Annotated in this window: 16 protein-coding genes, 2 rRNA genes and 3 pseudogenes (1 of these 21 cut by a window edge); 19 read left to right on the forward strand and 2 right to left on the reverse strand. The window is 73.9% G+C overall.

What is annotated here, in order from left to right:
- Positions 1-552, forward strand: a 23S ribosomal RNA gene (locus ACQP2H_RS11295); it begins 2,558 nt to the left of the window's first position.
- A 95-nt stretch (positions 553-647) separates the two neighbouring features.
- Positions 648-764: ribosomal RNA gene (gene rrf, locus ACQP2H_RS11300) — 5S ribosomal RNA — on the forward strand.
- Positions 765-854: 90 nt separating this feature from the next.
- Here the strand turns inward: rrf and ACQP2H_RS11305 are convergent.
- Positions 855-2,828: a hypothetical protein gene (locus tag ACQP2H_RS11305; RefSeq protein WP_433232570.1), complete on the reverse strand. Its 1,974-nt coding sequence runs from the start codon at positions 2,826-2,828 to the stop codon at positions 855-857.
- Between the two features lie 3 nt (positions 2,829-2,831).
- On the opposite strand from ACQP2H_RS11305, the gene ACQP2H_RS11310 reads away from it, so the two are divergent.
- Both ACQP2H_RS11310 and ACQP2H_RS11315 read left to right on the forward strand, forming a co-directional pair.
- Complete coding sequence (locus tag ACQP2H_RS11310; protein WP_357538409.1) at positions 2,832-3,800, forward strand: tetratricopeptide repeat protein; 969 nt, start codon at positions 2,832-2,834, stop codon at positions 3,798-3,800.
- Positions 3,797-4,816, forward strand: a complete 1,020-nt coding sequence (locus ACQP2H_RS11315) for an HAD-IIA family hydrolase (RefSeq protein WP_219460071.1) — start codon at positions 3,797-3,799, stop codon at positions 4,814-4,816. Before ACQP2H_RS11310 ends, ACQP2H_RS11315 begins: the two co-directional genes overlap by 4 nt.
- Before the next feature lie 230 nt (positions 4,817-5,046).
- Here the strand turns inward: ACQP2H_RS11315 and ACQP2H_RS11320 are convergent, their stop codons facing one another.
- Positions 5,047-5,382 (reverse strand): SCP2 sterol-binding domain-containing protein, encoded by a 336-nt coding sequence (locus ACQP2H_RS11320; protein WP_208566856.1) that lies wholly within the window; start codon positions 5,380-5,382, stop codon positions 5,047-5,049.
- A 110-nt stretch (positions 5,383-5,492) separates the two neighbouring features.
- On the opposite strand from ACQP2H_RS11320, the gene ACQP2H_RS11325 reads away from it, so the two are divergent.
- The 15 genes and pseudogenes from ACQP2H_RS11325 (at position 5,493) to ACQP2H_RS11395 (ending at position 23,902) form a co-directional block, all read left to right on the forward strand.
- Positions 5,493-6,215: a hypothetical protein gene (locus ACQP2H_RS11325; RefSeq protein WP_433232575.1), complete on the forward strand. Its 723-nt coding sequence runs from the start codon at positions 5,493-5,495 to the stop codon at positions 6,213-6,215.
- Positions 6,202-6,510, forward strand: coding sequence for a hypothetical protein (locus tag ACQP2H_RS11330; RefSeq protein WP_433232577.1), 309 nt, complete (start codon positions 6,202-6,204; stop codon positions 6,508-6,510). The genes ACQP2H_RS11325 and ACQP2H_RS11330 overlap by 14 nt, the downstream gene beginning before the upstream one ends.
- Positions 6,511-6,532: 22 nt before the next feature.
- Positions 6,533-7,378: a TlyA family RNA methyltransferase gene (locus tag ACQP2H_RS11335; RefSeq protein ID WP_219460076.1), complete on the forward strand. Its 846-nt coding sequence runs from the start codon at positions 6,533-6,535 to the stop codon at positions 7,376-7,378.
- Positions 7,379-7,487: 109 nt separating this feature from the next.
- Positions 7,488-8,372 (forward strand): NAD kinase, encoded by an 885-nt coding sequence (locus tag ACQP2H_RS11340; protein ID WP_219460079.1) that lies wholly within the window; start codon positions 7,488-7,490, stop codon positions 8,370-8,372.
- 226 nt (positions 8,373-8,598) lie between these two features.
- Complete coding sequence (gene recN, locus ACQP2H_RS11345) at positions 8,599-10,356, forward strand: DNA repair protein RecN (RefSeq protein ID WP_433232581.1); 1,758 nt, start codon at positions 8,599-8,601, stop codon at positions 10,354-10,356.
- 119 nt (positions 10,357-10,475) lie between these two features.
- A complete protein-coding gene (steA, locus tag ACQP2H_RS11350; protein ID WP_208566862.1) occupies positions 10,476-11,654 on the forward strand; it encodes a putative cytokinetic ring protein SteA in 1,179 nt (392 codons plus the stop codon).
- 27 nt (positions 11,655-11,681) lie between these two features.
- Positions 11,682-12,617: a copper transporter gene (locus ACQP2H_RS11355; RefSeq protein WP_208566863.1), complete on the forward strand. Its 936-nt coding sequence runs from the start codon at positions 11,682-11,684 to the stop codon at positions 12,615-12,617.
- Between the two features lie 58 nt (positions 12,618-12,675).
- A pseudogene (locus ACQP2H_RS11360) lies at positions 12,676-13,541 on the forward strand (hypothetical protein).
- A 1-nt stretch (position 13,542) separates the two neighbouring features.
- Complete coding sequence (gene murJ, locus ACQP2H_RS11365) at positions 13,543-15,213, forward strand: murein biosynthesis integral membrane protein MurJ (RefSeq protein ID WP_433232586.1); 1,671 nt, start codon at positions 13,543-13,545, stop codon at positions 15,211-15,213.
- Positions 15,210-16,388: a glycosyltransferase family 4 protein gene (locus ACQP2H_RS11370; protein ID WP_433232589.1), complete on the forward strand. Its 1,179-nt coding sequence runs from the start codon at positions 15,210-15,212 to the stop codon at positions 16,386-16,388. The genes murJ and ACQP2H_RS11370 overlap by 4 nt, the downstream gene beginning before the upstream one ends.
- A pseudogene (locus ACQP2H_RS11375) lies at positions 16,388-18,807 on the forward strand (hypothetical protein). Before ACQP2H_RS11370 ends, ACQP2H_RS11375 begins: the two are co-directional and overlap by 1 nt.
- A gap of 125 nt (positions 18,808-18,932) precedes the next feature.
- Positions 18,933-20,729: a CTP synthase gene (locus ACQP2H_RS11380; protein WP_357538420.1), complete on the forward strand. Its 1,797-nt coding sequence runs from the start codon at positions 18,933-18,935 to the stop codon at positions 20,727-20,729.
- Positions 20,726-21,331, forward strand: coding sequence for an NUDIX domain-containing protein (locus ACQP2H_RS11385; protein WP_208566867.1), 606 nt, complete (start codon positions 20,726-20,728; stop codon positions 21,329-21,331). The genes ACQP2H_RS11380 and ACQP2H_RS11385 overlap by 4 nt, the downstream gene beginning before the upstream one ends.
- A gap of 383 nt (positions 21,332-21,714) precedes the next feature.
- On the forward strand, positions 21,715-22,830 hold the full coding sequence (gene ald / locus ACQP2H_RS11390; RefSeq protein WP_208566868.1) for an alanine dehydrogenase: 1,116 nt from the start codon (positions 21,715-21,717) through the stop codon (positions 22,828-22,830).
- Between the two features lie 56 nt (positions 22,831-22,886).
- Positions 22,887-23,902: pseudogene (locus tag ACQP2H_RS11395) on the forward strand (site-specific tyrosine recombinase XerD).
- Positions 23,903-23,921: the final 19 nt, after the last annotated feature.

Genomic DNA, 23,921 nt, shown 5'->3' on the forward strand with positions numbered 1-23,921 from the left:
AGACTGACAGGTCGAGCAGGGACGAAAGTCGGGACTAGTGATCCGGCACTTGCGAGTGGAAGCGGTGTCGCTCAACGGATAAAAGGTACCCCGGGGATAACAGGCTGATCTTCCCCAAGAGTCCATATCGACGGGATGGTTTGGCACCTCGATGTCGGCTCGTCGCATCCTGGGGCTGTAGCAGGTCCCAAGGGTTGGGCTGTTCGCCCATTAAAGCGGTACGCGAGCTGGGTTTAGAACGTCGTGAGACAGTTCGGTCCCTATCCGCCGTGCGCGTAGGATACTTGAGAAGGGCTGTCCCTAGTACGAGAGGACCGGGACGGACGAACCTCTGGTGTGCCAGTTGTCCCGCCAGGGGCACGGCTGGTTAGCTACGTTCGGAAGGGATAACCGCTGAAAGCATCTAAGCGGGAAGCCTGCTTCAAGATGAGGTATCCCACCCCACTTTGTGGGGGTAAGGCCCCCAGCTAGACGACTGGGTTGATAGGCCGGAAATGTAAGCCCGGTAACGGGTTCAGTTGACCGGTACTAATAGGCCGAGGACTTGATAACAAGGCTGCTACGCGTCCACTGTGCAACTCTGAACAAACACCAAACAACCCCCCACCATGTGTGGGTGTGTGTGTTGTTTGATATGTTCATAGTGTTACGGCGGTCATGGCGGAGGGGAAACGCCCGGTTACATTCCGAACCCGGAAGCTAAGCCCTCCAGCGCCGATGGTACTGCACTCGGGAGGGTGTGGGAGAGTAGGACACCGCCGGACAACCTTTCAGTCGAGGGCCGCCCCATCCGGGTCGGCCCTCGACTGCGTCGCGCCGTCGGTGGCGCAATCAGGAAGGATTTACCTGTGAGTTCAGGACCGCAGGGCGGAGACCGTCCGCGCCAATATGAAGATCGCTCCGACCGGCCCCAGGGGCGTGACGCCGGCCCTCGGCGGGACGACCGTCCCCCATACCGGGGAGACCGCGACGACCGCGGTGCCTCGCGGGGGGGACCTCGGGGCGGAGACCGGCGCGAGGACGGTTTCCGTTCGGGCCCCCGTACCGGTGACTCCCGGCCCGGCGGTTTCCGTTCCGGTGGGGATTCGCGCGACGGCGGCTTCCGTTCCGGCGACCGACGCGACGGTGGATTCCGACGCGATGGCGACGCCCCGCGCAACGGCGGTGACTCCCGCGGGGGTGGTTTCCGTGGTGGTGACTCCCGTGAGGGTGGTTTCCGTGGTGGGGACCGTCGTGAGGGTGGTTTCCGTTCTGGTCCGCGTGATGGTGATTCCCGTCCCGGTGGTTTCCGTGGTGGGGATCGTCGTGATGATTCGCGTGGTGGGGACCGTGGTGGTTTCCGGTCCGGCCCGCGTGAGGGTGGCTTCCGTGGCGGTGACTCCCGCGAGGGTGGTTTCCGTGGTGGGGACCGTCGCGAGGGCGGCTTCCCAGGTGGGGACCGTCGTGACGGTGGTTTCCGGGGTGGCGAGCGTCGCGAGGGTGCTGCCGGCGGTGAGCGTCGGCCCGGTGGTTTCGGCGGTGGCGATCGCCGCGAGGGTGGTTTCCGGTCCGGCCCGCGTGAGGGCGGCTTCCGGGGCGGTGACTCCCGCGACGGTGGTTTCCGTGGTGGGGACCGTCGTGAGGGTGGTTTCCGTTCTGGTCCGCGTGATGGTGATTCCCGTCCCGGTGGTTTCCGTGGTGGGGATCGTCGTGATGATTCGCGTGGTGGGGACCGTGGTGGTTTCCGGTCCGGCCCGCGCGAGGGCGGCTTCCGCGGCGGCGACTCCCGCGACGGTGATTCCCGTCCCGGTGGTTTCCGTCGGGACGGCGACTCCCGCGACGGTGGTTTCCGAGGCGGTGACCGTCGGCCCGGTGGCGACTCCCGCGAGGGTGGTTTCCGGGGTGGTGACCGTCGGCTCGGTGGCGACTCCCGCGAGGGTGGTTTCCGTGGTGGGGATCGTCGTGATGATTCGCGTGGTGGGGACCGTGGTGGTTTCCGGTCCGGCCCGCGTGAGGGCGGTTTCCGTGGTGGGGACTCCCGTGAGGGTGGTTTCCGTGGCGGTGATCGTCGTGAGGGTGGCTTCGGTGGGGACCGTCGTGAGGGTGGTTTCCGTTCTGGTCCGCGTGATGGTGATTCCCGTCCCGGTGGTTTCCGTGGTGGGGATCGTCGTGATGATTCGCGTGGTGGGGACCGTGGTGGTTTCCGGTCCGGCCCGCGTGAGGGTGGCTTCCGTGGTGGGGACTCCCGTGAGGGTGGTTTCCGCGGTGGAGATCGTCGCGAGGGCGCTGCGGGGGGCGAGCGTCGGCCCGGTGGTTTCGGCGGTGACCGCCGTGAGGGTGGTTTCCGTGGTGGGGACTCCCGTGAGGGTGGTTTCCGTGGTGGTGACCGTCGTGAGGGTGGCTTCGGTGGCAGCCGGGGTGGAAGCGGCTTCCAGGGTGGTGACCGCCGCGAGGGTGGTTTCCGCTCCGGCCCCCGCGAGGGTGACTCCCGCCCCGGCGGGTTCCGCCGGGACGGCGACTCCCGCGAGGGTGGCTTCCGGGGCGGTGACCGTCGTGAGGGCGGTTTCCGTGGCGGCGAGCGCGACCATGACCGGCCGCGCCGCGACGACCAGCGCGGTGGCGAGGACCGCCGCGAGGGCGGGTTCGGCGCCGACCGGGACCGCCGGGACGAGGCCGACGCCCGTCCGGCTGCGCCGGCACTGCCGGACGAGATCCTCGCGAGCGACCTCGACACGGCCGTTCGTGCCGAACTCCTCTCGCTGAACAAGCCGGTTGCGGAGACCGTCGCGCGGCATCTGGTCGCCACCGGTCAACTGATCGACGAGGACCCGACGGAGGCGCTCGCGCACGCGATGGCCGCCCGGCGGTTGGCGTCCCGGATCTCGGCCGTCCGTGAGGCGGTCGGGCTGGCCGCGTACCACGCGGGGGAGTGGCAGACGGCGATCGCCGAACTGCGCACCTACCACCGGATGACCGGGTTGCAGAGCCACCTGGCGGTGCTCGCGGACTGTGAGCGCGCCCTGGGTCGACCGGAACGCGCGATCGATCTGTTCCGGGGGGCCGACAGCGCCAAGCTCGACAAGGCCGTCGCGGTCGAGCTGCTGATCGTTGCCGGTGGGGCCCGCGCCGACCTGGGGCAGAAGGACGCCGCGGTGGCGATGCTCCAGGTCCCGGAGCTGACCACCGACGTCGCCGAGCCGTGGACCGCCCGGTTGCGCTACGCCTACGCCGACGCACTGCTCGCGGTGGGTCGGCGCGAGGAGGCCCGGGAGTGGTTCTCGCGGGCCGCCGACGTGGACGCCGATGGTGAGACCGATGCCCCGGAGCGGCTGCTGGAACTCGACGGCGTCGTGATCGAGGGCGACGACGAGGACGACGAGCCGGTCGAGGAACCGGCCGCCGAGGCCAGCACGCTGCCGGCCGGGGCGGACACCACCTCCGACGACCGCGCCGAAGGCGACCGCGACGACGAGGACGACTTCGACGGGGAAGCCGATGTCGCCGAGGACGACCCCGACGGGGAAGCGGACCTGGACGACGAGATCCGCGACGGTCACGGCGACCGCGAGCGCGCCGAGGATCGTACCGGTGACAACGACCGTGGCGAGAGCGCCGAGCAGAGCGGGCGCGACGACGACCCCGACGACGAGCCGGCCGCCCACGCCGGTGTTGCGGGCGACGACGCCGACGACAGCCCCTCGGGTGCCGCGGCCACCCGACTCGACCCCGGTGCGGGTGCGGCCGGTCAGGTCGACGACGCGCCGACCCCGGTCGAGGGCCGGCCGGTGGACGGGCGCGGCGCGGAGACGGACCAGCGATGACCGAGGTCGCCGGGGGTCGGCTTGTCGACGGGTACGCCCTGGTCGTGTTCGACCTGGACGGAGTGATCTACCTGATCGACCGGCCGATCCCCGGCGCGGTCGAGGCCCTCGGCGCGTTGCGGGCCGAGGGCCGGTCGGTGGCGTTCGCCACGAACAACGCCTCACGCCGTTCCAGCGAGGTCGCCGACCTGCTCACGGGAATGGGCGTACCGGCCGATCCGGCGGAGGTGCTCACCTCGGCTGCGGCCGCCGCCGAGGTGCTGCGGGACCGCCTTCCCGCCGGTGCCGCGGTGCTCGTCGTCGGGGCCGAGGCGCTGCGCGCCGAGATCCGCGCCGTCGGGCTCACCCCCGTCGACCGCGCCGACGCCGCGCCGGTCGCCGTCGTCCAGGGGTACGGCCCGCAGGTGGGCTGGGTGGACCTCGCCGAGGCGTCGGTGGCGATCCGGGCCGGGGCGACCTGGGTGGCCACCAACACCGACCGGACGTTGCCGAGCGGACGTGGTCCGTTGCCCGGCAACGGCTCGTTGGTGGCGGCCCTGCGGCACGCCCTCGACCGGGCACCCGACGTGGTGGTCGGCAAGCCGGAGCCGGCACTGTTCGCCACCGCCGCCCGACGGGCCGGCACCGGCCGGTCACTGGTGGTCGGCGACCGGCTCGACACCGACATCGAGGGTGCCCGCCGGGCCGGGTTGGACAGCCTGCTGGTGCTGACCGGCGTCAGCGACGTACCCGAACTGTTGGCGGCTGCCGAACAACGGCGGCCGACCCATGTGGCGGTGGACCTGGCCGGGCTCTTCGACCCGGCGGCGGTGGTCCGGGTTCCCGGTGCCCCGCAGGCCGGTGGATGGTCGGCCACGGCGGTGGACGGGGCGGTGGAGTTGCGGGGTGCCGGACGGCCGCTCGACGCGCTGGCCGCGCTCTGCGCGGTCGCCTGGGCGGCGGGCACCGGTGCGGACGTCCGACCGGCCTCGCCGGAGGCGGAGCAGGTGCTGGCCGGCTTCGGACTGGCCACCTGACCGGCTCTCTGAGCCAGCGAGCCAGCCGGCCGGCCGAGCTGGGGCCAGCCCGGTCACCGGGGCCCGGCTCCGGCCGGCCACCTGCGGACGGCTCCGCCAGCTCCGGCCACCTCGCCGCCAGCTCGGCCGGCTGAACAGCGGGCCCGGGGCGGCACCGACCCGACAGCGGGTGGTGCCGCCCCGGCCTGTCTGTCGGCCGACCGTGGCGGGTCGTCGGCGGTGTCGCCCGCTCAGAGCAGCTTGCGTAGCTTCAGCAGGTCGAACGGGCTGGCCTTGATGGAGATCCGCCGGGCGGCGACCGCCTTGGTGACGTCGAGCTGGCCGTGCACCAGGGCGACCAGGTCGTCGCTGCTGGTGACCAGGGCGATCTTTGCCTTGGGGTCGTCGCCGTCGGTGAGATCGAGCAGCCGGCCACCGGCGATCCGACCGTGGAAAGCGGTCTCCAGGTCGGTGATCCGGCAGGCCAGGGTGCGGTCCAGATCGATCTTGTTGGACACGTCGGCGTGCCGGTCCAGGCGGTCGGCAAGATCCCGCAGCGCCTGACGGCACTCGTCCACGGTGGCCACATCGTCTCCCTCACACCCGCCACGCCGTTTCCGGCACCGTACCGCAATGGGCGACCCGGGGCGCCCGGTAGCGTGAGGGCCGCACACTGCCCCCACGGAAGGACTCAGTCATGCAGGACGCGTGGCGCGCCTACCTGGAGCTGGCCCTGGGCCTGACGGAAGCGCCCCGGAAGAGGGCCCAGGACGCCGCCCGGCGGCTGGTCGGGACGGGCGGCGCGACCGCCGGGCAACTCCAGTCGCTCGCCGAGGAAATCCTCGCCACCGGGGCGGCCAACCGGGAAGCGCTGACGAAACTGGTCCGGTTCGAGGTCGACCGGGCGCTCGGTGCGGTGGGGTTGGCCACCGCCGACGAGGTCGCCGAACTGACCCGCCGGGTGCACGAGCTGGAACGGCAGCTGCGTGAGGCGAAGAGCGGACCGGGCACCCCGCCGACCGGGCCGGTCGCGCCGGAAACGACCGTCCCGTCGGTCGCCACCGCCGCCCCGGACACCACTGTCCCACCGGACACCACTGTCCCGCCGGTCGACACCGCCGTGCCGGAAACGACTGCCCCGTCGGCTGCCACCGCCGTGCCGACGACGTCCGGCCCGTCGACTGCCGGCGACCCGGTGACCGGGGCCACGGCGCAGAAGACCGCGGCGCAGAAGACCGTGGCGCAGAAGACCGTGGCGAAGAAGACCGTGGCGAAGAAGGCGGTGGCCAAGAAGGCCGTGCGGAAGGCGGGTCCGCCGGAAGGCTCCGCCGGGCCGGGCGGTGCCGACGACGGCGCACCGCCGCCCCGACCGGTCAAGAAGACCAGCCCCGACCGACGAGGCACCGGTGGTGCCGCGTGACCAGCTCCACCGGCGGCCGGTCGTGACCGGCCCGTTCCGCCCCGGCCCGCCCCCGGCGGGTAGGCCCGGTCTGCCGCTGGGCGGTCGTCCGGGTCCCGCGCCCACGGCCCGCCCCGGCCCGTCGGTGGGTGTCGGCTTCGACGATGATGTCGACGACGCCCGGCATCCCGCCGTCGACGCCGCCGTCCAGGCGATGGCCAACGCCGAGGGGCTGCCCCCGGCTGACCAGATCGCCCAGTACGAGGCGGCGTACCAGACGTTGCGGGAGACCCTCGCCACCATCGACCAGGCCTGAGCGGACCGGAGAGAACCACCCCATGGCACGTCGTACCCGGCTGGACGCCGAACTCGTCCGTCGCGGCCTGGCCCGGTCCCGGGAGCAGGCCGGGGCGTTGATCGAGGCCGGTCGGGTCCAGCTGCGCGGGGTGCCCGCCCGCAAGGCCGCCGCGATGGTCGATCCGGCCGATCCGCTGCTGGTCACCGGCGCGGACCCGGCCGACGAGTACGTCTCCCGGGGCGGTCACAAGCTGGCCGGCGCGCTCGCCGCCTTCGGTCCCGCGGGGCTGCGGGTGGCCGGCCGGCGCTGCCTGGACGCCGGAGCGTCGACCGGCGGGTTCACCGACGTGCTGCTGCGGGCCGACGCGGCGGAGGTCGTCGCCGTGGACGTCGGCTACGGGCAGCTCGCCTGGGCGCTGCGTACCCACGAACGGGTCCGGGTGCTGGACCGCACCAACGTGCGGACCCTCACCCCGGAGGTGATCGGTGGGGCGGTGGACCTCACCGTGGCCGACCTGTCGTTCATCTCCCTGCGCCTGGTGCTGCCGGCGCTGGCCGGCTGCACCAGGAGCGACGGTGACCTGGCGCTGATGGTCAAGCCGCAGTTCGAGGTGGGCAAGGAGCGGGTCGGCGCCGGGGGTGTGGTGCGGGACCCGGCGTTGCGGGCCGAGGCGGTGCTGGCCGTGGCGGCGACCGCCGCCGGACTGGGACTGGGGCTGGCGGACGTGGCGGCCAGCCCGCTGCCGGGTCCGAGCGGCAACGTCGAGTTCTTCGTGTGGTTACGCCGGGACGCCCCGTCGGCCGACGCCGAGCGGGTGCACGCCGTGGTGGCCGCCGGGCCGACCGGCCCCGGGCCGGACCCGGTTTCGGGGAAGGTGGCAGGGTGAGCGTGGTGTGCGACGTCGGGACGGTGTCCCGCGAGGGTGGACGGGAGGCGGGTCCGGTGGACCTCAGCGACGGCGGGGCCCTTCGGGTGCCCGAGGGGCGGTGGCGTCGGTGAGCCGGACCGCGCTGCTGGTGACGCACACCGGGCGTCGCCGGAGCACCGAGCACGCCCGGGCGGTCGCCGCCGATCTCATCGCGGCCGGTTTCGAGGTGCGGGTGGTGGCCGAGGAGGCCGAGGATCTCGACCTGCCCGGGGTGGTGCCGATGGCCGGTCAGCGGGCGGCCGAGGGTGCCGAGATCGTCTTCGCGCTCGGCGGTGACGGCACCTTCCTGCGCGCCGCCGAGCTGGCCCGCCCGACGAAGGTGCCGCTGCTCGGCATCAACCTGGGCAAGGTGGGTTTCCTCGCTGAGGCGGAGATCGACGACCTCGACACGGCGGTACGGGACGTGGTCGGGCGCAACTACACGGTGGACGAACGCCTCACCCTCGATGTGACCGCCGAGTTCGACGGTGGCCCGACCATCGAGTCGTGGGCGCTCAACGAGATCAGCGTGGAAAAGGGCGAGCGCGCCCAGATGCTGGAGCTGCTGGTCGACGTGGACGGTCGGCCGCTGTCGCGCTACGGCTGCGACGGTGTGGTCTGCGCCACCCCCACCGGCTCCACCGCGTACGCGTTCTCCGGGGGCGGGCCGGTGGTCTGGCCCGAGGTGGAGGCGCTGCTGCTGGTGCCGATCAGCGCGCACGCGTTGTTCAGCCGTCCGCTGGTGACCGCGCCCACCTCCACGTTCGTCATCACGGTCGACCCGTTCACCACCCTGGCGGTGCTGTGCTGCGACGGTCGGCGGGTCTACGACCTGCCGCCGGGGGCGACGGTGACGGTGCGTCGGGGCGCGCTGCCGGTGCGGGTGGTGCGGTTGCGGGACCGGCCGTTCACCGACCGGCTGGTGGCCAAGTTCGACCTGCCGGTGCAGGGCTGGCGGGGCAGCCGCCGCTGATCCTGCGGCGGACCCGGGCGGGGATCGCCCTGGGCGCCCGGAGTCGCCGAGACCTGCGGCCGGCGACAACGGGATCGTTCGTGGTCACCCTTGGCGTGCCACCGGTGCCACCGAGGCGTCCACCAGCGGTGCTGCCCCCGCGGCAGCAGAGCGGATCGTCCCCGGCCCGGATGGTGGGCCGTGCCGGCTGGTCAACTGTCCCAGCACGCGTCTACTGTCGGGTGCTGTGCTGGAAGAGCTGCGGATCACCGGACTGGGCGTCATCGAGGACACCACCCTGCCGCTGGCCGGCGGGATGAACGTCATCACCGGTGAGACCGGTGCCGGCAAGACGATGGTGGTGACCGGCCTCGGCCTGCTGTTCGGCGGTCGGGCCGACGCGGGCCGGGTGCGGGCCGCGCCGGGTCGGGCGACTGTCGAGGGGCGGCTGCGGCTGGGCGGTCGGGTGGCCGACGTCGTGCACGCCCGGATCGTCGACGCCGGTGGTGGACCCGACGACGACGGTTCGCTGCTGATGAGCCGTACGGTCACCGTGGAGGGTCGGTCCCGGGCGCATCTGGGTGGCCGGAGCATGCCGGTGTCGATGCTCGGCGAGGTCGGCGAGCAGGTGGTGGCGGTGCACGGTCAGTCCGACCAGTTGCGCCTGCTACGCCCCGCCGAGCAGCGGGCCGCGCTGGACCGGTTCGCCGGTCCCGGGCACGAGAAGCTGGTCGACGCGCTGCGGGAGGCGTACGGGCGGTGGCGGCAGGTGGTCGACGACCTGGCCGACCGGCGCAGCAACGCCCGGGCCCGGCACCAGGAGGCCGATCTGCTGCGGCTGGGCCTCGACGAGATCACCCGGGTCGACCCGCAGCCCGGCGAGGACGACGAGCTGAAGGCCGAGGCGCAGCGGCTGGAGCACGCCGAGGGGCTGCGGACGGCGGCGCAGCTGGCGCACCTGTGCGTGGCCGGCGGGGTGGAGGCGGCCGACGACACCCCGGACGCCACGGCGCTGCTGGGCACGGCCCGGCGCACCCTGGAGGCGCAGGCCGGCACCGATCCGGCGCTGGGTGAGCTGGCCGGGCGGTTGGAGGAGGCGGCCACCCTGGTGGCGGACGTCTCGGCGGAGTTGTCGACCTATCTGGCGGCGTTGGACGCCGACCCGGCCCGGTTGCAGACGATCTATGAGCGGCGGGCCGCGTTGCGTGCGTTGACCCGTAAGTACGCCGACGACGTCGACGGGGTGATCGCCTGGGCCGAGCGGGTCCGGACCCGGCTGGCCGACCTGGACACCTCCGACGAGCTGCTCGACGAGTTGGACCGGGAGGCCCAGCGCCTCGCCGGTGAGGTGGCCGAGCTGGCGGGCCGGTTGTCGGCCTCCCGGCAGGAGGCGGCGGTCCGGTTCGCCGAGCAGGTCACCGTGGAGCTGGCCGGGCTGGCGATGCCGCACGCCCGGATCGAGGTGGCGGTGCTGCCCCGGCCGGCCGGCCGGTCCGAGCCGACGCTGTCGGTCAACGGGGTCGAGTGCGGGGTCGGCCCGGACGGCGCGGACGAGGTGGAGTTGCGGCTGCTGGCCCACCCGGGTGCGCCGTCGCTGCCGTTGCAGCGGGGAGCCTCCGGCGGTGAGCTGTCCCGGGTGATGCTCGCCATCGAGGTGGTGTTCGCCGGTTCGGGCGGCCCGCCGACGTTGGTGTTCGACGAGGTCGATGCGGGTGTGGGTGGGCAGGCGGCGGTGGAGATCGGTCGGCGGTTGGCCCGGCTGGCGCGTAGTCACCAGGTGCTGGTGGTGACGCACCTGCCGCAGGTGGCGGCGTTCGCCGACCGGCACCTGGTGGTGGCGAAGGACACCGGGGGTGCGGTGACCACCAGCGGGGTGCGGGTGGTGGAGGACACCGAGCGGGCCCGGGAGCTGGCCCGGATGCTGGCGGGTTTGCCGGATTCGGATCTGGGTATCGCCCATGCCGAGGAGCTTCTGGCCGTCGCGGCCAAGGAAAGACGGCCCTGACCGCAACGATTGTGAGCGGAGGCACACCGGCCTGTGCTCCGGTGTGCTTCCCTGGGTAGGCGGCCCTGCTCAGGCATGTCGCAACGGAAATGCCTGCCTCCCATGCCAGGATGGTCACGATGCGTCTACCCACGTTGCGCCGGACCCGGAACGCGGAACCGGACTCAGTTCTCGGCACCGCACGTCTGGACCGCCGTACCAAACGGCTGGTCGGCCGGCTCCGCCCCGGTGACATTGCGGTGATCGACCACGTCGACCTGGACCGGGTGGCGGCCGACTCGCTGGTCGCGGTCGGGGTCGCTGCGGTGCTCAACGCCAAGCCGTCGGTCTCCGGCCGGTATCCGAACCTCGGCCCCGAGGTGCTGATCGGGGCCGGCATCCTGCTCCTGGACGACCTCGGTGAGGGGGTCTTCGAGCGGCTGCGGGAGGGCGACACCGTCCGGATCGAGGGCAACACCGTCTTCGTCGGCGACGAGCCGGTGGCGCACGGTGACCTCCAGGACGCCGAGACGGTCGCCAAGGCGATGTCCGACGCCCGCGAGGGTCTGTCGGTGCAGCTGGAGGCGTTCGCCGCCAACACCATGGACTACCTGCGCCAGGAACGCGACCTGCTGCTCGACGGGGTGGGCGTACCCGAGATCCAGACCCCGGTGCAGGGTCGGCACTGCCTGATCGTGGTGCGGGGGTACGACTACAAGGCCGACCTGGACGTGCTGCGCCCGTACATCCGGGAGTTCAAGCCGGTGTTGATCGGCGTGGACGGCGGGGCGGATGCGCTGGTCGAGGCGGGGTACACCCCCGACATGATCATCGGGGACATGGACTCGGTCACCGACGACGTGTTGCGCTGCGGCGCCGAGGTGATCGTGCACGCCTACCCGGACGGCCGGGCACCCGGTCTGGCCCGGGTCAACGGGCTCGGGGTGCCGGCGATCACCTTCCCGGCCGCCGCCACCAGCGAGGACCTCGCCATGTTGCTGGCCGACGAGAAGGGCGCCTCGCTGCTGGTCGCGGTCGGCACCCACGCCACGCTCGTCGAGTTCCTGGACAAGGGGCGCGGCGGGATGGCCTCCACCTTCCTCACCCGGCTCAAGGTCGGCGGCAAGCTGGTCGACGCCAAGGGCGTGAGCCGGCTCTACCGGCAGAGCATCTCCGGCTCGTCCCTGCTGCTGCTGGTCCTCTCGGCGATCGCCGCGATGGCGTCCGCCGTGGCGGTCTCCACCGTCGGCAAGGCGTATTTGGGCGTGGTCTCCGAGTGGTGGGACAATTTCGTGTTCCAGCTCGGCCAGCTCTTCTAGCTCCCGACCGATCAAGAGGCTGCAAGCGTGATCAACTTCCGGTACCACGTGGTGTCCCTGACCGCGGTCTTCCTGGCGTTGGCGATCGGCCTGGTGGTCGGTACGGCCGCCCTCAACGGCCCGGTTGCCGACTCCCTCAAGGAGACGGTCAACTCGCTGCGCAAGGACAACCAGCAGATGCGGCAGTCGGTCAACAGCCTCCAGAAGGAGCTTGACCTCGAGGAGGACTTCGCCGCCGAGATGGCGCAGCTCTACCTGCCCGGCAAGCTCACCGGCAAGCGCGTCATGGTGCTCAGCCTGCCCACCGGGCGGGAGCACACCGAGGGTGTGCTCAAGATGCTCCAGACCGCCGGGGCCACCGTGACCGGCCGGGTCGACGTACAGGACAAGTTCATCAACCCGGACAACAACACCAACCTGATGGAGCTGGCCGTCACCGCCGCCCGCCCCACCGCGCCCGCCTCGGCGCTGCCCGGCAACGGCAACGGCGTGGAGACCTCCAGCGCCCTGCTGGCCAGCGTCCTGCTCGACCGGACGCCGGGCACCCCGCCGGTCACCGACGCCGACCGGCGGGCGGTGCTGGCCGCGTACGCCAACGCCGGGTACCTCACCAGCGAGGAGAAGGTCACCGGGCCGGCCGAGGCCGTGGTGGTGGTCAGCGGGCAGCCCTACGTCGACAAGGACTCCGCCAAGAAGGACGAGTCGGTGGTGAAGGTCGCCGAGCAGTTCGACCGCACCGGGGCGATCGTCGTCGGCGGCAACGGCTCCGCCGGGGGCAACCTGGTGGCTGTCGTACGCGGCGACCCGGTGCTGGCCCAGACCATCTCCACCGTCGACAACGCCAACACCGTGCAGGGGCAGCTGGTCACCAGCCTGGCCCTGGTCCAACAGCTCACCGAGAAGCGGGCCGGTCAGTACGGCGTCGGCGACAACGCCACGCTGGTGCCTAGACTGCCCCAGTGAACGAACCACGTACCCCGGTGACCGGTTACCACCCGCCCGCCCCGTCCGGCGGTGCCGCGTGAGCGGGATCGGGCGGCTGCTCGCCGCCGCCGCCGGAGCCGCCGCCGCCCGGTACGCGCTGCGGGAGGCCCGTACCTCCCCGGCGGGTCCGGCGCTGGAGCGGACCAACTTCCGGGGCCGTACCGTCAGCCTCGCCGCCGGACCGGCGCTGGCCGTCGGGGCGTCCGGCGCGGGGCGCTCGGCGCGGCCAGCGTCCCGGCTGGCGCGGCGGTGCTCGTCGCCGGCCTCGGCGCGGGCGCCGTCGGGCTCTACGACGACGTGGTGGGTGCCCGCCCGGAGCAGAAGGCCGCCAAGGGTTTCGCCGGTCACCTCGCCGCACTGCGGGCCGGCCGGGTCACCGCCGGCATGGTCAAGGTCGCCGGGGTGGGTGCGGCCGGGCTCGCCGCGGCCGTGCTGCTCGCCGCCGATCCGAAGGTCGCCGCGCACCCCCGCCGGCAGCGTCACGGCGCACTCGGCCGCACCGTCGACGTGCTGCTCGGTGCGGGCGTGGTCGCCGGCACCGCCAACCTGCTCAACCTGCTGGACCTGCGTCCCGGCCGGGCGTTGAAGTCCGGGGTGCTGCTCGGCGTGCCGCTGGCCGGTGGCCCGCACGCCGGGATCGCCGCCGGTGCGGTCGGCGCCGCCGCCGGGCTGCTCGACGAGGACCTCGGTGAGCGGGTGATGATCGGCGACAGCGGAGCCAACGCGCTCGGCGCGCTGCTCGGGGTGGCCCTGGCCGCCCGCACCGGCCCGCTCGGCCGGGCCGGTCTGCTCGCGGTCCTCGCCGGCCTCACCGCGGCAAGTGAGAAGGTCAGCTTCACGGCGGTCATCCAGCGCACCCCGGTGCTGCGGGAACTCGACGCGCTGGGCCGGCGATCCGACTGACGTGACCAGACCGGCACCCCTCGCCGGCGTCGGTCGGGTGGCCGGCGCCGCCGCACTCATCGCCGTGCTCACCGTGCTGGCCCGGCTCGCCGGCTTCGGCCGTACCGCCGTTTTCACCTGGGTCGTCCAGGACAGCGACCTCGGCGGCATGTACGTGATCGCCAACACCGTCCCCAACATCATCTTCGAGATCGTCGCCGGTGGGGCGCTGGCCAGTCTGGTCGTACCGCTGCTGGCGGGGCCGGTCGCGGCGGGTGACCGGCGGGCGGTGGCCGCCACCACCGGCGCGTTGCTGACCTGGACGGTGACCCTGCTGGTGCCGTTGGCGGCGCTGGTGGCGGTGTTCGCCGACCCGATCGTGGCGGTGATCTCCGACGGGCGGTCCCCGGCGGAGCTGGCCGCCGGGGCACGGATGCTGCGGGTGTTCGCCCCGCAACTGCCGCTCTACGGCATCGGCATCGTGCTCACCGGGGTGCTCCAGGCGCACCGCCGGTTCGCCTGGCCGGTCGTCGCGCCGCTGCTGTCCAGTCTCACCGTCGTCGGGGTCTACGTCGTCTTCGGCGTCACCCAGGGCCGGGACGCGAGCATCGCGCAGGTCAGCCGGGCCGGTGAGCTGATCCTCTCCGGCGGCACCACCGTCGGGGTGGTGGTGTTGTCGCTGTCGCTGTTGGTCCCGCTGCGCCGGCTCGGGCTGACCTGGCGGCCCGGCTACACGTTCCCCGCCGACGCGCGGGCCCGGGTCGGTGGGCTCGCCGTCGCCGGGGCGGTCACTGTCACCGCCCAACAACTCGCCCTGGTGGTCATCCTCAACCGGGTCTCCGGCGGCCCCACCGGCTCCCCGCAGGTCTACAACCTCGCCCAGACCATGTACCTGCTGCCCTGGGCGGTGCTCGCGGTGCCGCTGGCGGTCGCCGCGTACCCCGGCCTGTCCGCCGCCGCCGCGACCGGCGACGAGCAGGGCTACCGGACGACGGTCGCCGCGACCACCCGGGGGGTGCTGCTGTTCAGCTTCCTCGGCGCGGCGGCCCTGGTCGGCACCGCCGAACCGGTCGGCCGGTTCTTCCCGCTCGGCGCGGAACCCACCGCCGCCGCGATCGTCGGGTTCGCCCCCGGACTGGTCGGCTACGGCCTGTTCGCGGTGCTGTCGAGGGCCCTCTACGCCCGGGGGGCCACCCGGGTGGCCACCGCCGCCATCACCACCGGCTGGCTGCTGGTGCCCCTGGTCGCCATGCCACTCGCGGCGCTGCTGCCGCGCGCCGACCGGGTGCTGGCCGTCACCCTGGCGAACTCCGTCGGCATGCTGGTCCTCGGGGCGCTGCTGGTCGGCGCGGTGTCCCGGGCCGCCGGTCGGGCCGCCCTCGCCGGTGCCGGTCGGGCCGCCACCGCCGGCCTGCTGGCCGCGCTGCTGGCCGCCCCGGCCGGTCTGCTCACCGCCCGCCTGCTCGCCGGCGGCGGCACCCCGACGACAGCCGGGGCACTCGTGCAGGGCATGCTGTCCGGGGCCGTGGTCGGCGTGCTGTTCCTCGCCGTCGCCTGGCTGGTGGACCGGCGGGACGTCGGGCCGCTGCTCACCGGCGTACGACGCCAGCTGGGTGGCCGGCGACCGGCGGGTGACCCGCAGGACGGCGTCGCCCGCGACGCCGGTGACGGGAAGGAGACCCTCTCCCCATGACCGACGCGACGTCCGCCCCCGAACCCCGGGGCACGGTGGTGCTGCTGCTCGCCTCCAGCACCGGCGGGGTGGGTCAACACGTCCGCTCGGTGGCCCGGGGGCTCGTCGAGGCCGGCCAGCCGGTGCTGGTCTGCGGCCCGGCCGCCACCGGCGAGCAGTTCGACTTCGCCGCCACCGGGGCCCGGTTCACCCCGGTGGAGATCTCGGCCAACCCGACCCCCGCCGACGCCCGGGCGGTCACCGCGCTGCGCCGGGCGCTGGCCGACACCGACGTCCGGGTGGTGCACGCCCACGGGTTGCGCGCCGGGCTCGTCGCGGCGCTCGCCCGGCCCGCCGTACCACTCGTGGTCACCTGGCACAACGCGGTGCTCGCCGGTGGGCTACGCGGGCGGTTGTCCCGGCTCGCCGAACGGATGGTCGCGCGGTCCGCCCGGGTCGCCCTGGGGGCTTCGGCGGACCTGGTGGACCGGGCCGCCGCGCTGGGCGCCACCGACGCCCGGCTCGCCCCGGTCGCCGCGCCGGCCCTGCCCGCCCCGCGTCGCCGCCGCGCCGCCGTCCGTGCCGAGTTCGGTGTCACCGCCGGGCAGCCGCTGGTGCTCTCCGTCGGCCGGCTGCACCCGCAGAAACGCTACGACGTGCTCGTCGACGCCGCCGCGCGGTGGCGTACCCGCATCCCGCCACCGGTGGTGGTGATCGCCGGCAGCGGCCCGGCCTACCTGCCGCTGGCCGCCCGGATCTCCGCCGCCCGGGCCCCGGTGACCCTGCTCGGACACCGTACCGACGTGGCTGACCTGCTCGCCGGGGCCGACCTGGCTGTGGTGACCAGCGACTGGGAGGCGCGGCAACTGTTCGCCCAGGAGGCGCTGCGCGCCGGCGTGCCACTGGTGGCGACCGCCGTCGGTGGGCTGCCCGAGCTGGTCGGCGACGGCGCGCTGCTGGTGCCGGCCGGCGACGTCGACGCGGTGGACGCCGCCGTGCGGTCGCTGCTGGACGACCCGGACCTGCGCGCCGACCTGGCCCACCGGGGGGCCGTCCGGGCGGCCGGCTGGCCCACCGAGGCCGACACCGTCGCCGCGCTGCGGGACCTCTACACCGAACTCGACGCCGACGGTCGGCCCGGCCGCACCGGGTCGGCGGTCCCCGGCACCGACACCCCCTCGACGGGACGCGCCTGATGCTGCGCCGATTCACCCCGGTCCTGCTCACCCTGATCGTGGTGGCGCTCGGCGTCACCGCGTTGGCCGCCCGCCCCGAAAGCAGCCCACCCCGACGCACCGCCGACTTCGTGGTCCTCGCCGGGGTGGCCGGGCTGCGCTGGTCCGACGTCGACCCGCAGAGCACCCCGACGCTGTGGCGGATGGCCCAGCAGGGGTCCATCGGTTCGCTGTCGACCCGCTCCGCGCACCGCCCGACCTGCCCGGTGGACGGCTGGCTCACCCTCGGCGCGGGCAGCTACGCCGGCTGGAACGGCAGCCGGCAGCCCGGCGGCTGCCCGCCCGCCGCGGTGACCGTCGAGCAGCCCGACGGCATCGGCGCGAACCTCCCCAACCAGGAGAGCGTGGTCGCCTACAACGCCGACCGGCAACCCTGGGGCGCGGTGCCCGGTTCGCTGTCGGAGTCGGTGCGCTGCTCGGTGGCGGTCGGCCCGGGTGCCGCCGTCGCCGCCGCCCGTCCCTTCGGCCGCGTCGACCGGTACGCCCCGGGACTGCCGGCCGACCCGGCCGGGCTGCTCGGCTCCTGCGTGCTGAGCATCGTCGACCTGGGCACGGTCAGCGGCACCGACCCGGCGGACCGGCGGGCGGACGCCCGGCGTGCCGACGAGGCGTTGGCGAAGGTGCTCGCCGCCCGGCCGCAACGGTCGCTGGTGCTGGTCGCCGGGGTGTCCGACACCGAGACGCCGGCCCGGCTGCACGTCGTCGTCGCCGACGGCCCGGGCTGGGAGAACGGCTGGCTCACCTCCGCCAGCACCGGCCGGGAGGGTTACCTGCAACTGGTCGACCTGGCGCCGACCGCGCTGGTCGCGCTGGGCCGGCCGATGCCGGAGCGGCTCTTCCTCGGCCGTCCCGCGGTGAAGGTCGACGGTCGCCCCGACGACCTGGCCGCCGCGATCAGCGCGCCGGCCGACGCCGACCGGGAGGCCGCCGCCCAGCGGGCCGTGGCCGGCTGGTTCTTCGCCCTGCTCGCCGCCGCCCAGGTCGTGCTGGCCGTCGCGGTGCTGCCGCTGCTGCGCCGGGCCCGCCGCCTCGCCGGCCCGCACAGCCCGCCGCCGGTGTCCCGCCGGATCGTGGCGACCGTGGAGTTGCTGCTGATCGCCGTCGCCCTGGCGGTGCCCGCGGCGTTGCTCGCCGACGCGGTGCCCTGGTGGCGGGGCGACCACGCCGGCGGCTACTTCGCGCTGGTGACGGTCGCGTTGATCGTCGGCGGCACCGCCCTGGTCCGGTTCGCCCCCGGCCACGACCGCACTCTCGGCCCGCTCGGCGCGGTCGCCGGCCTGGCCACCCTGGTGGTCGGCGCGGACGTGCTCAGCGGGGCCCGGTTGCAGCTCAACGGGGTGGTCGGCTACTCCGCGCTGGAGGGCGGCCGGTTCTCCGGCCTCGGCACCGTGGGCCTGGGGGTGTTCCTCGCCGGTTCGTTGCTCAGCGCCGGTTGGCTCGCCCAGCGGGTCCGCCGGCAGTGGCGGCCGATGGTGGTGGTCGCGGTGGGCGGGTCGGCCGTGGTGGTGATCGGCAGCCCCTACCTGGGTGCGGACTCCATCGGCGCGATCGCGTTGACCGCCGGGGTGGCGGTGGCCGCCGCGATCAGCACCGGCGGCTGGCTGACCGTCAGCCGGCTGGTCTGGGCCACCATGGCCGGGTTGGCGTTGACCATCGGCTTCGCGGTGGTGGACCTGCGTCGGCCGGTGGAGGAGCGGGGCGCGTTGGGCCGGTTCCTGACCGCGTTGGGTGAGGGCACCGGCGGGTTGACCGTGCACCGGTCGAGCACGGCGAACTTCCAGACGTTGGTGAACAGCCCGTTGACGGTGCTGGCGGTGGTCGGTCTGCTGCTGGTCTGGTTCGCGCTGCTCCAGCCCTGGGGTGGGCTGATGCGGTTGTTCGGCATCTACCCGGCGATCCGGGCGGCGCTGGCCGGTACGGCCCTGGCGGCGGTCATCGCCGGGCTGCTGGGGGGTGCCGCGCTGGACGTGGCCGGGGCGGCGGCGGCGCTGGTGGTGCCGATGGCGGCGCTGGCCTCGCTGCGGGTGCTCGACCACTCGACCGACCGCACCCTGCCCGGCACGGGTCACCCCGGCCCGGACGGCCCACCCGGTGCGGCCCCGACCGGCGGCACCCCCGACGGTGGGCGGCCCGACGACGGCGGGGAGGCGGCGGCCCGCGAGGGGACGGCAAGGACCTGCCCACCGCAGCGGTGACGCCGCCCGGCGGTGCCGGGGCGGACGGTCCGCGCGACGGTGACGCCGACGCACCGGACGACACCTCCGGCACCCGACCGGTGGGGCGGGACGCGGCGACGGTGCCGACGGCGCGTACCCCCGGTGCGGTGGGTCCGGCCCGGACCTCGGCGGCGGCCGGCCGGTCCGCCGCCGGGGCGGGATAGCCCGAGGTCGGGTGCGACGCCAGGTGGCCCCGGGGGAGGTGTTACCGTGGAATCCCGTGGATCGCGTGATCACTTGATCGGCACGGCGGTTCGCATGACCGCTACGGACGACACGGGAGCAGGCCTTGGCCCCTTCAGCACGCACGACCCGGCACATCTTCGTCACCGGGGGCGTCGCCTCCTCGCTCGGTAAGGGCCTCACCGCCTCCAGCCTCGGCAATCTGCTCACCGCACGCGGGCTGCGGGTGGTGATGCAGAAGCTCGACCCCTACCTCAACGTCGACCCGGGGACGATGAACCCGTTCCAGCACGGTGAGGTCTTCATCACCGAGGACGGCGCGGAGACCGACCTCGACGTCGGGCACTACGAGCGCTTCCTCGACCGGGACCTGTCGGGCAAGGCCAACGTCACCACCGGCCAGATCTACTCCGACGTGATCGCCAAGGAGCGGCGCGGCGAATACCTCGGCGACACCGTCCAGGTCATCCCGCACATCACCAACGAGATCAAGGCCCGGATCGTCGGCATGGCCGACCCGGACGCCGACGGCCAGATCCCCGACGTGGTGATCACCGAGGTCGGTGGCACCGTCGGCGACATCGAGTCGCTGCCGTTCCTGGAGGCGATCCGGCAGGTACGGCACGACCTGGGCCGGGACAACTGCTTCTACCTGCACGTCTCGCTGGTGCCCTACCTGGCCCCGTCGGGGGAGCTGAAGACCAAGCCGACCCAGCACTCGGTGGCGCAGCTGCGCAACATCGGCATCCAGCCCGACGCCATCGTGCTGCGCTGCGACCGGGAGATCCCGGAGAAACTGAAGCAGAAGCTCTCCCTCTACTGCGACGTGGACGCCGAGGCGGTCGTCGCCGCCCCGGACGCGCCGAGCATCTACGACATCCCCAAGGTGCTGCACCGCGAGGGGCTCGACGCGTACGTGGTGCGCCGGCTCGGCCTGTCCTTCCGCGACGTCGACTGGACCCGGTGGGACGACCTGCTGGAGCGGGTGCACCAGCCGCACCACACGGTCACCGTGGCGGTCGTCGGCAAGTACGTCGACCTGCCCGACGCCTACCTGTCGGTCAGTGAGGCGATCCGGGCCGCCGGGTTCGGCCACCGGGCCCGGGTGCAGCTGCGCTGGGTGCCCAGCGACGACTGCGTCACCCCGGCCGGCGCGGCGTCGGCCCTGTCCGGCGTGGACGGCATCGTCATCCCTGGCGGGTTCGGTGTCCGCGGCATCGAAGGCAAGATCGGGACCGCCCGGTACGCCCGGGAGAACGGGGTGCCGCTGCTCGGGCTCTGCCTCGGCCTGCAGTGCATGACCATCGAGGTGGCCCGTCACCTGGCCGGCCTCGACGCGGCGAACTCCCTCGAATTCGACGAGGAGGCCAAGCACCCGGTCATCGCCACCATGGCCGACCAGGAGGACATCGTCGCCGGTCGGGGTGACCTGGGCGGCACGATGCGGCTCGGGGCGTACCCGGCGACGCTGGCGGAGGGGTCGATCGTCGCCGAGGCGTACGGCGCCACCGAGATCAGCGAACGGCACCGGCACCGTTACGAGGTCAACAACGCCTACCGGGACCAGCTCACCACGGCGGGCCTGCACATCTCCGGCACGTCCCCGGACGGCCGGCTGGTCGAGTTCGTCGAGTTGGACCGCAGCCTGCACCCGTTCTTCGTGGCCACCCAGGCGCACCCGGAGCTGAAGAGCCGTCCGACCCGCCCGCACCCGCTGTTCGCCGGGTTCGTCAAGGCGGCCGTGGCGTACTCGCAGGCCGACCAGTTGCCGGTGGACCTCGACGCGGTGGCCGGGGCGGCGAAGAGCGAGCCGGCGAAGAACGAGCCGGCGAAGAAGGGTGCGCCGACGCCGAAGAACGCGGCCCGCAACGGCGCGTCGGCGACGGCGTCGTCCGCGTCGTGAGCGCCGTCGAGCACCGCTACGAGCTGCGTTCCCGGGTGCAGCGGTACGCCGGTCGGATCTTCACCGTGGTCACCGACGAGGTGACCATGCCCGGTGGGGGCACCGCCACCCGCGACTACGCCCGGCACGTCGGCGCGGTCGCCGTGGTCGCCCTCGACGACGCCGGTCAGGTGGTGCTGGTGCGGCAGTACCGGCAGCCGGTCGGGCGGCACCTGTGGGAGCTGCCCGCCGGCCTGATGGACGTCGCGGGGGAGGACCTCGCGGTGGCCGCCGGCCGGGAGTTGGCCGAGGAGGCCGACCTGACCGCTGCCCGGTGGGACCTGCTGGTCGACGTGCACACCTCGCCCGGTTTCTCCGACGAGGTGGTCCGGGTGTTCCTCGCCCGGGAGCTGGCCGAGGTGCCCGTCGGTCAGCGGCACGAGCGGCACGACGAGGAGGCCGACCTGCAGATCGTCCGGATCGACCTGGACGAGGCGGTCGGCATGGTGCTGGCCGGGGAGGTCACCAACGGGCCGTGCGTGGCCGGGCTGCTGGCCGCCGCCCGGGCCCGCGACGCCGGCTGGTCGGTGCTGCGCCGGGCCGACACCCCCCTGCACCGCTGATCCGGTACGCCGACAGGGGCCGCCGCGGTACGCCGCGCGGCCCTGCGCCGTCCCTGCCGCCGGCCGGCGCGGGGCCGGCCGGCGGGCGTGCACCCCACCGGCGCGGTGCGTCGCGCCGACGGGACACGGTGCGTCCGCCGGCGTTCCCGTCCGGCGGGCGGGGCCGCGCGGTGCGACGATGGGGGGTACGCCGAACGGCAGGCCCGCGCGGTATGCCTGACACACCGTCAGGTGGACCGGGCACCGGTTGTCACTGTGCCGTCCGTCGCAGGAGGACGGCCCGCCTAGACTGCCGCCGGCGGGACCGGTGAACCGCGTCGGCAACGGAGCCGGCGGGGCACCGCGCAGTCCGGGGTGCGGCACCCCGGAGAAGGGTGTCTCACGTGAAGGTCGGAATCCCCCGCGAGGTCAAGAACCACGAGTACCGGGTGGCGATCACGCCGGCAGGCGTCAACGAGTTCGTCCGTCACGGTCACCAGGTCTTCGTCGAGGCCGGCGCCGGTGTCGGCTCCAGCCTCACCGACGACGAGTTCGTCGCCGCCGGGGCCACCATCCTCGGCACGGCCGACGAGGTGTGGGACACCGCCGAGCTGGTGCTCAAGGTCAAGGAACCGATCGCCGAGGAGTACCACCGGATGCGCGCCGGGCAGGTGCTCTTCACCTACCTGCACCTGGCCGCCTCCAAGGAGTGCACCGACGCGCTGGTCGACCGGCAGGTCACCGGCATCGCGTACGAGACCGTCGAGCTGCCCGACCGGTCGCTGCCGCTGCTCGCCCCGATGTCCGAGGTGGCCGGTCGGCTCGCCCCGCAGGTCGGCGCGTACCACCTCCAGCGGCAGGGCGGCGGCCGGGGCATCCTGATGGGTGGCGTCTCCGGGGTGTACGCGGCGAAGACCGTGGTCGTCGGCGCGGGCGTGTCCGGCATGAACGCCGCCGCCATCGCGCTGGGCCTACAGGCCGAGGTGCTGCTGCTGGACATGAACGTGGCCCGGTTGCGGCAGGCCGACGCCATCTACCGGGGCCACCTGCAGACGGTCGCCTCCAACGCGTACGAGATCGAGCGGGCGGTGCTCGACGCGGACCTGGTCATCGGCGCGGTCCTCGTCCCGGGCGCGAAGGCCCCCACGTTGATCTCCAACGAGCTGGTGTCCCGGATGAAGCCGGGCAGCGTGCTGGTCGACATCTCCATCGATCAGGGTGGCTGCTTCGAGGACTCCCGCCCGACCACGCACGCCGAACCGACCTACCAGGTGCACGACTCGATCTTCTACTGCGTGGCGAACATGCCCGGCGCGGTGCCGCACACCAGCACGTACGCGCTGACCAACGTCACCCTGCCGTACGCCCTGGAGTTGGCCGACCGGGGCTGGCGTGACGCGCTGCGCCGTGACCCCGCCCTGGCGTCGGGCCTGAACACCCACGACGGTCAGGTGGTCTACGGCCCGGTCGCCGAGGCGCACGGCATGGCCACCCTCCCGCTGGCCGAGGTGCTGGCCTGACCGAGGAGCCGCACGACCCGGCACCCGGCGGCGTGTCCCGCGCGGCCGGGCGAGGGGTGCGTGGGACGGCACCCGACGGGGCCGGGGCGGGTGCGGAACCCGCGCCGGCCCTGCGTCGGGTGGTGCGCGGCTATCTCGACCACCTCACCGTGGAGCGCGGCCTGTCGGCGAACACCCTCACCTCGTACCGTCGGGATCTGGAGCGTTACCTGGGCACCCTGGCCGCCGCCGGGGTGACCGACCTGGCGTCGGTCGGCACCGGGCAGGTCGAGGCGCACCTGGCCCGGCTGCGCGCCGGCGACGACGACCACCCGCCGCTGGCGGTGACCTCGGCGGCGCGGGCGCCTCCGCCGTGCGCGGGCTGCACCGCTTCGCCGTCCGGGAGGGGTTGGCCGGGGCGGACCCCAGCCGGGACGTCCGCCCGCCGCCCGCGGCCCGCCGGTTGCCCCGGGCGCTGCCGGTCGACGACGTGGCCCGGCTGCTGGAGACCGCCGGCCCGGTCACCGCCACCGGCGACGGGGCGGCGCTGGCCCTGCGTGACCGGGCGCTGCTGGAGTTCCTGTACGGCACCGGCGCGCGGATCTCCGAGGCGGTCGGTGCCGCCGTCGACGACCTGGACGTCGACGAGGGCACCGCCCTGCTGCGCGGCAAGGGCGGCCGGACCCGGCTGGTGCCGATCGGCGGGTACGCCGTCGAGGCGCTGCGGGCCTACCTGGTGCGGGCCCGGCCGGGCCTGGTCGCCCCCGGTCGGGGCACCCCGGCGGTCTTCGTCAACGCCCGGGGCGGGGCGTTGACCCGGCAGGGCGCGTGGACGGTGCTGCGGCGGGCTGCCGGGCGGGCCGGGCTGCCGGTGGACGGACCGCACGCGGTCTCCCCGCACACCCTGCGCCACTCCTACGCCACCCACCTGCTCGACGGCGGCGCGGACGTGCGGGTGGTGCAGGAACTGCTCGGCCACGCCTCGGTGACCACCACCCAGGTGTACACGTTGGTCACGGTGCAACGGCTGCGCGAGGTGTACGCCACCACGCACCCCCGGGCCCGGGACGCGAACCCGCCGTCGGGCCGCTGACCGGCCGCTATGCCCGACA

Origin of the sequence: Micromonospora sp. CA-248260 (assembly GCF_050942205.1) — a bacterium.
Classification (GTDB): domain Bacteria; phylum Actinomycetota; class Actinomycetes; order Mycobacteriales; family Micromonosporaceae; genus Micromonospora; species Micromonospora antibiotica.

What these genes read in the sequence shown, in the direction of transcription:
- ACQP2H_RS11310 (WP_357538409.1), top strand. Translation starts at nt 2,832, where the DNA reads ATGGCCGCCCGGCGGTTGGCGTCCCGGATCTCGGCCGTCCGTGAGGCG.
- ACQP2H_RS11370 (WP_433232589.1), top strand. Translation starts at nt 15,210, where the DNA reads ATGACCGACGCGACGTCCGCCCCCGAACCCCGGGGCACGGTGGTGCTG.
- ACQP2H_RS11325 (WP_433232575.1), top strand. Translation starts at nt 5,493, where the DNA reads ATGCAGGACGCGTGGCGCGCCTACCTGGAGCTGGCCCTGGGCCTGACG.
- ACQP2H_RS11315 (WP_219460071.1), top strand. Translation starts at nt 3,797, where the DNA reads ATGACCGAGGTCGCCGGGGGTCGGCTTGTCGACGGGTACGCCCTGGTC.
- ACQP2H_RS11335 (WP_219460076.1), top strand. Translation starts at nt 6,533, where the DNA reads ATGGCACGTCGTACCCGGCTGGACGCCGAACTCGTCCGTCGCGGCCTG.
- steA (WP_208566862.1), top strand. Translation starts at nt 10,476, where the DNA reads ATGCGTCTACCCACGTTGCGCCGGACCCGGAACGCGGAACCGGACTCA.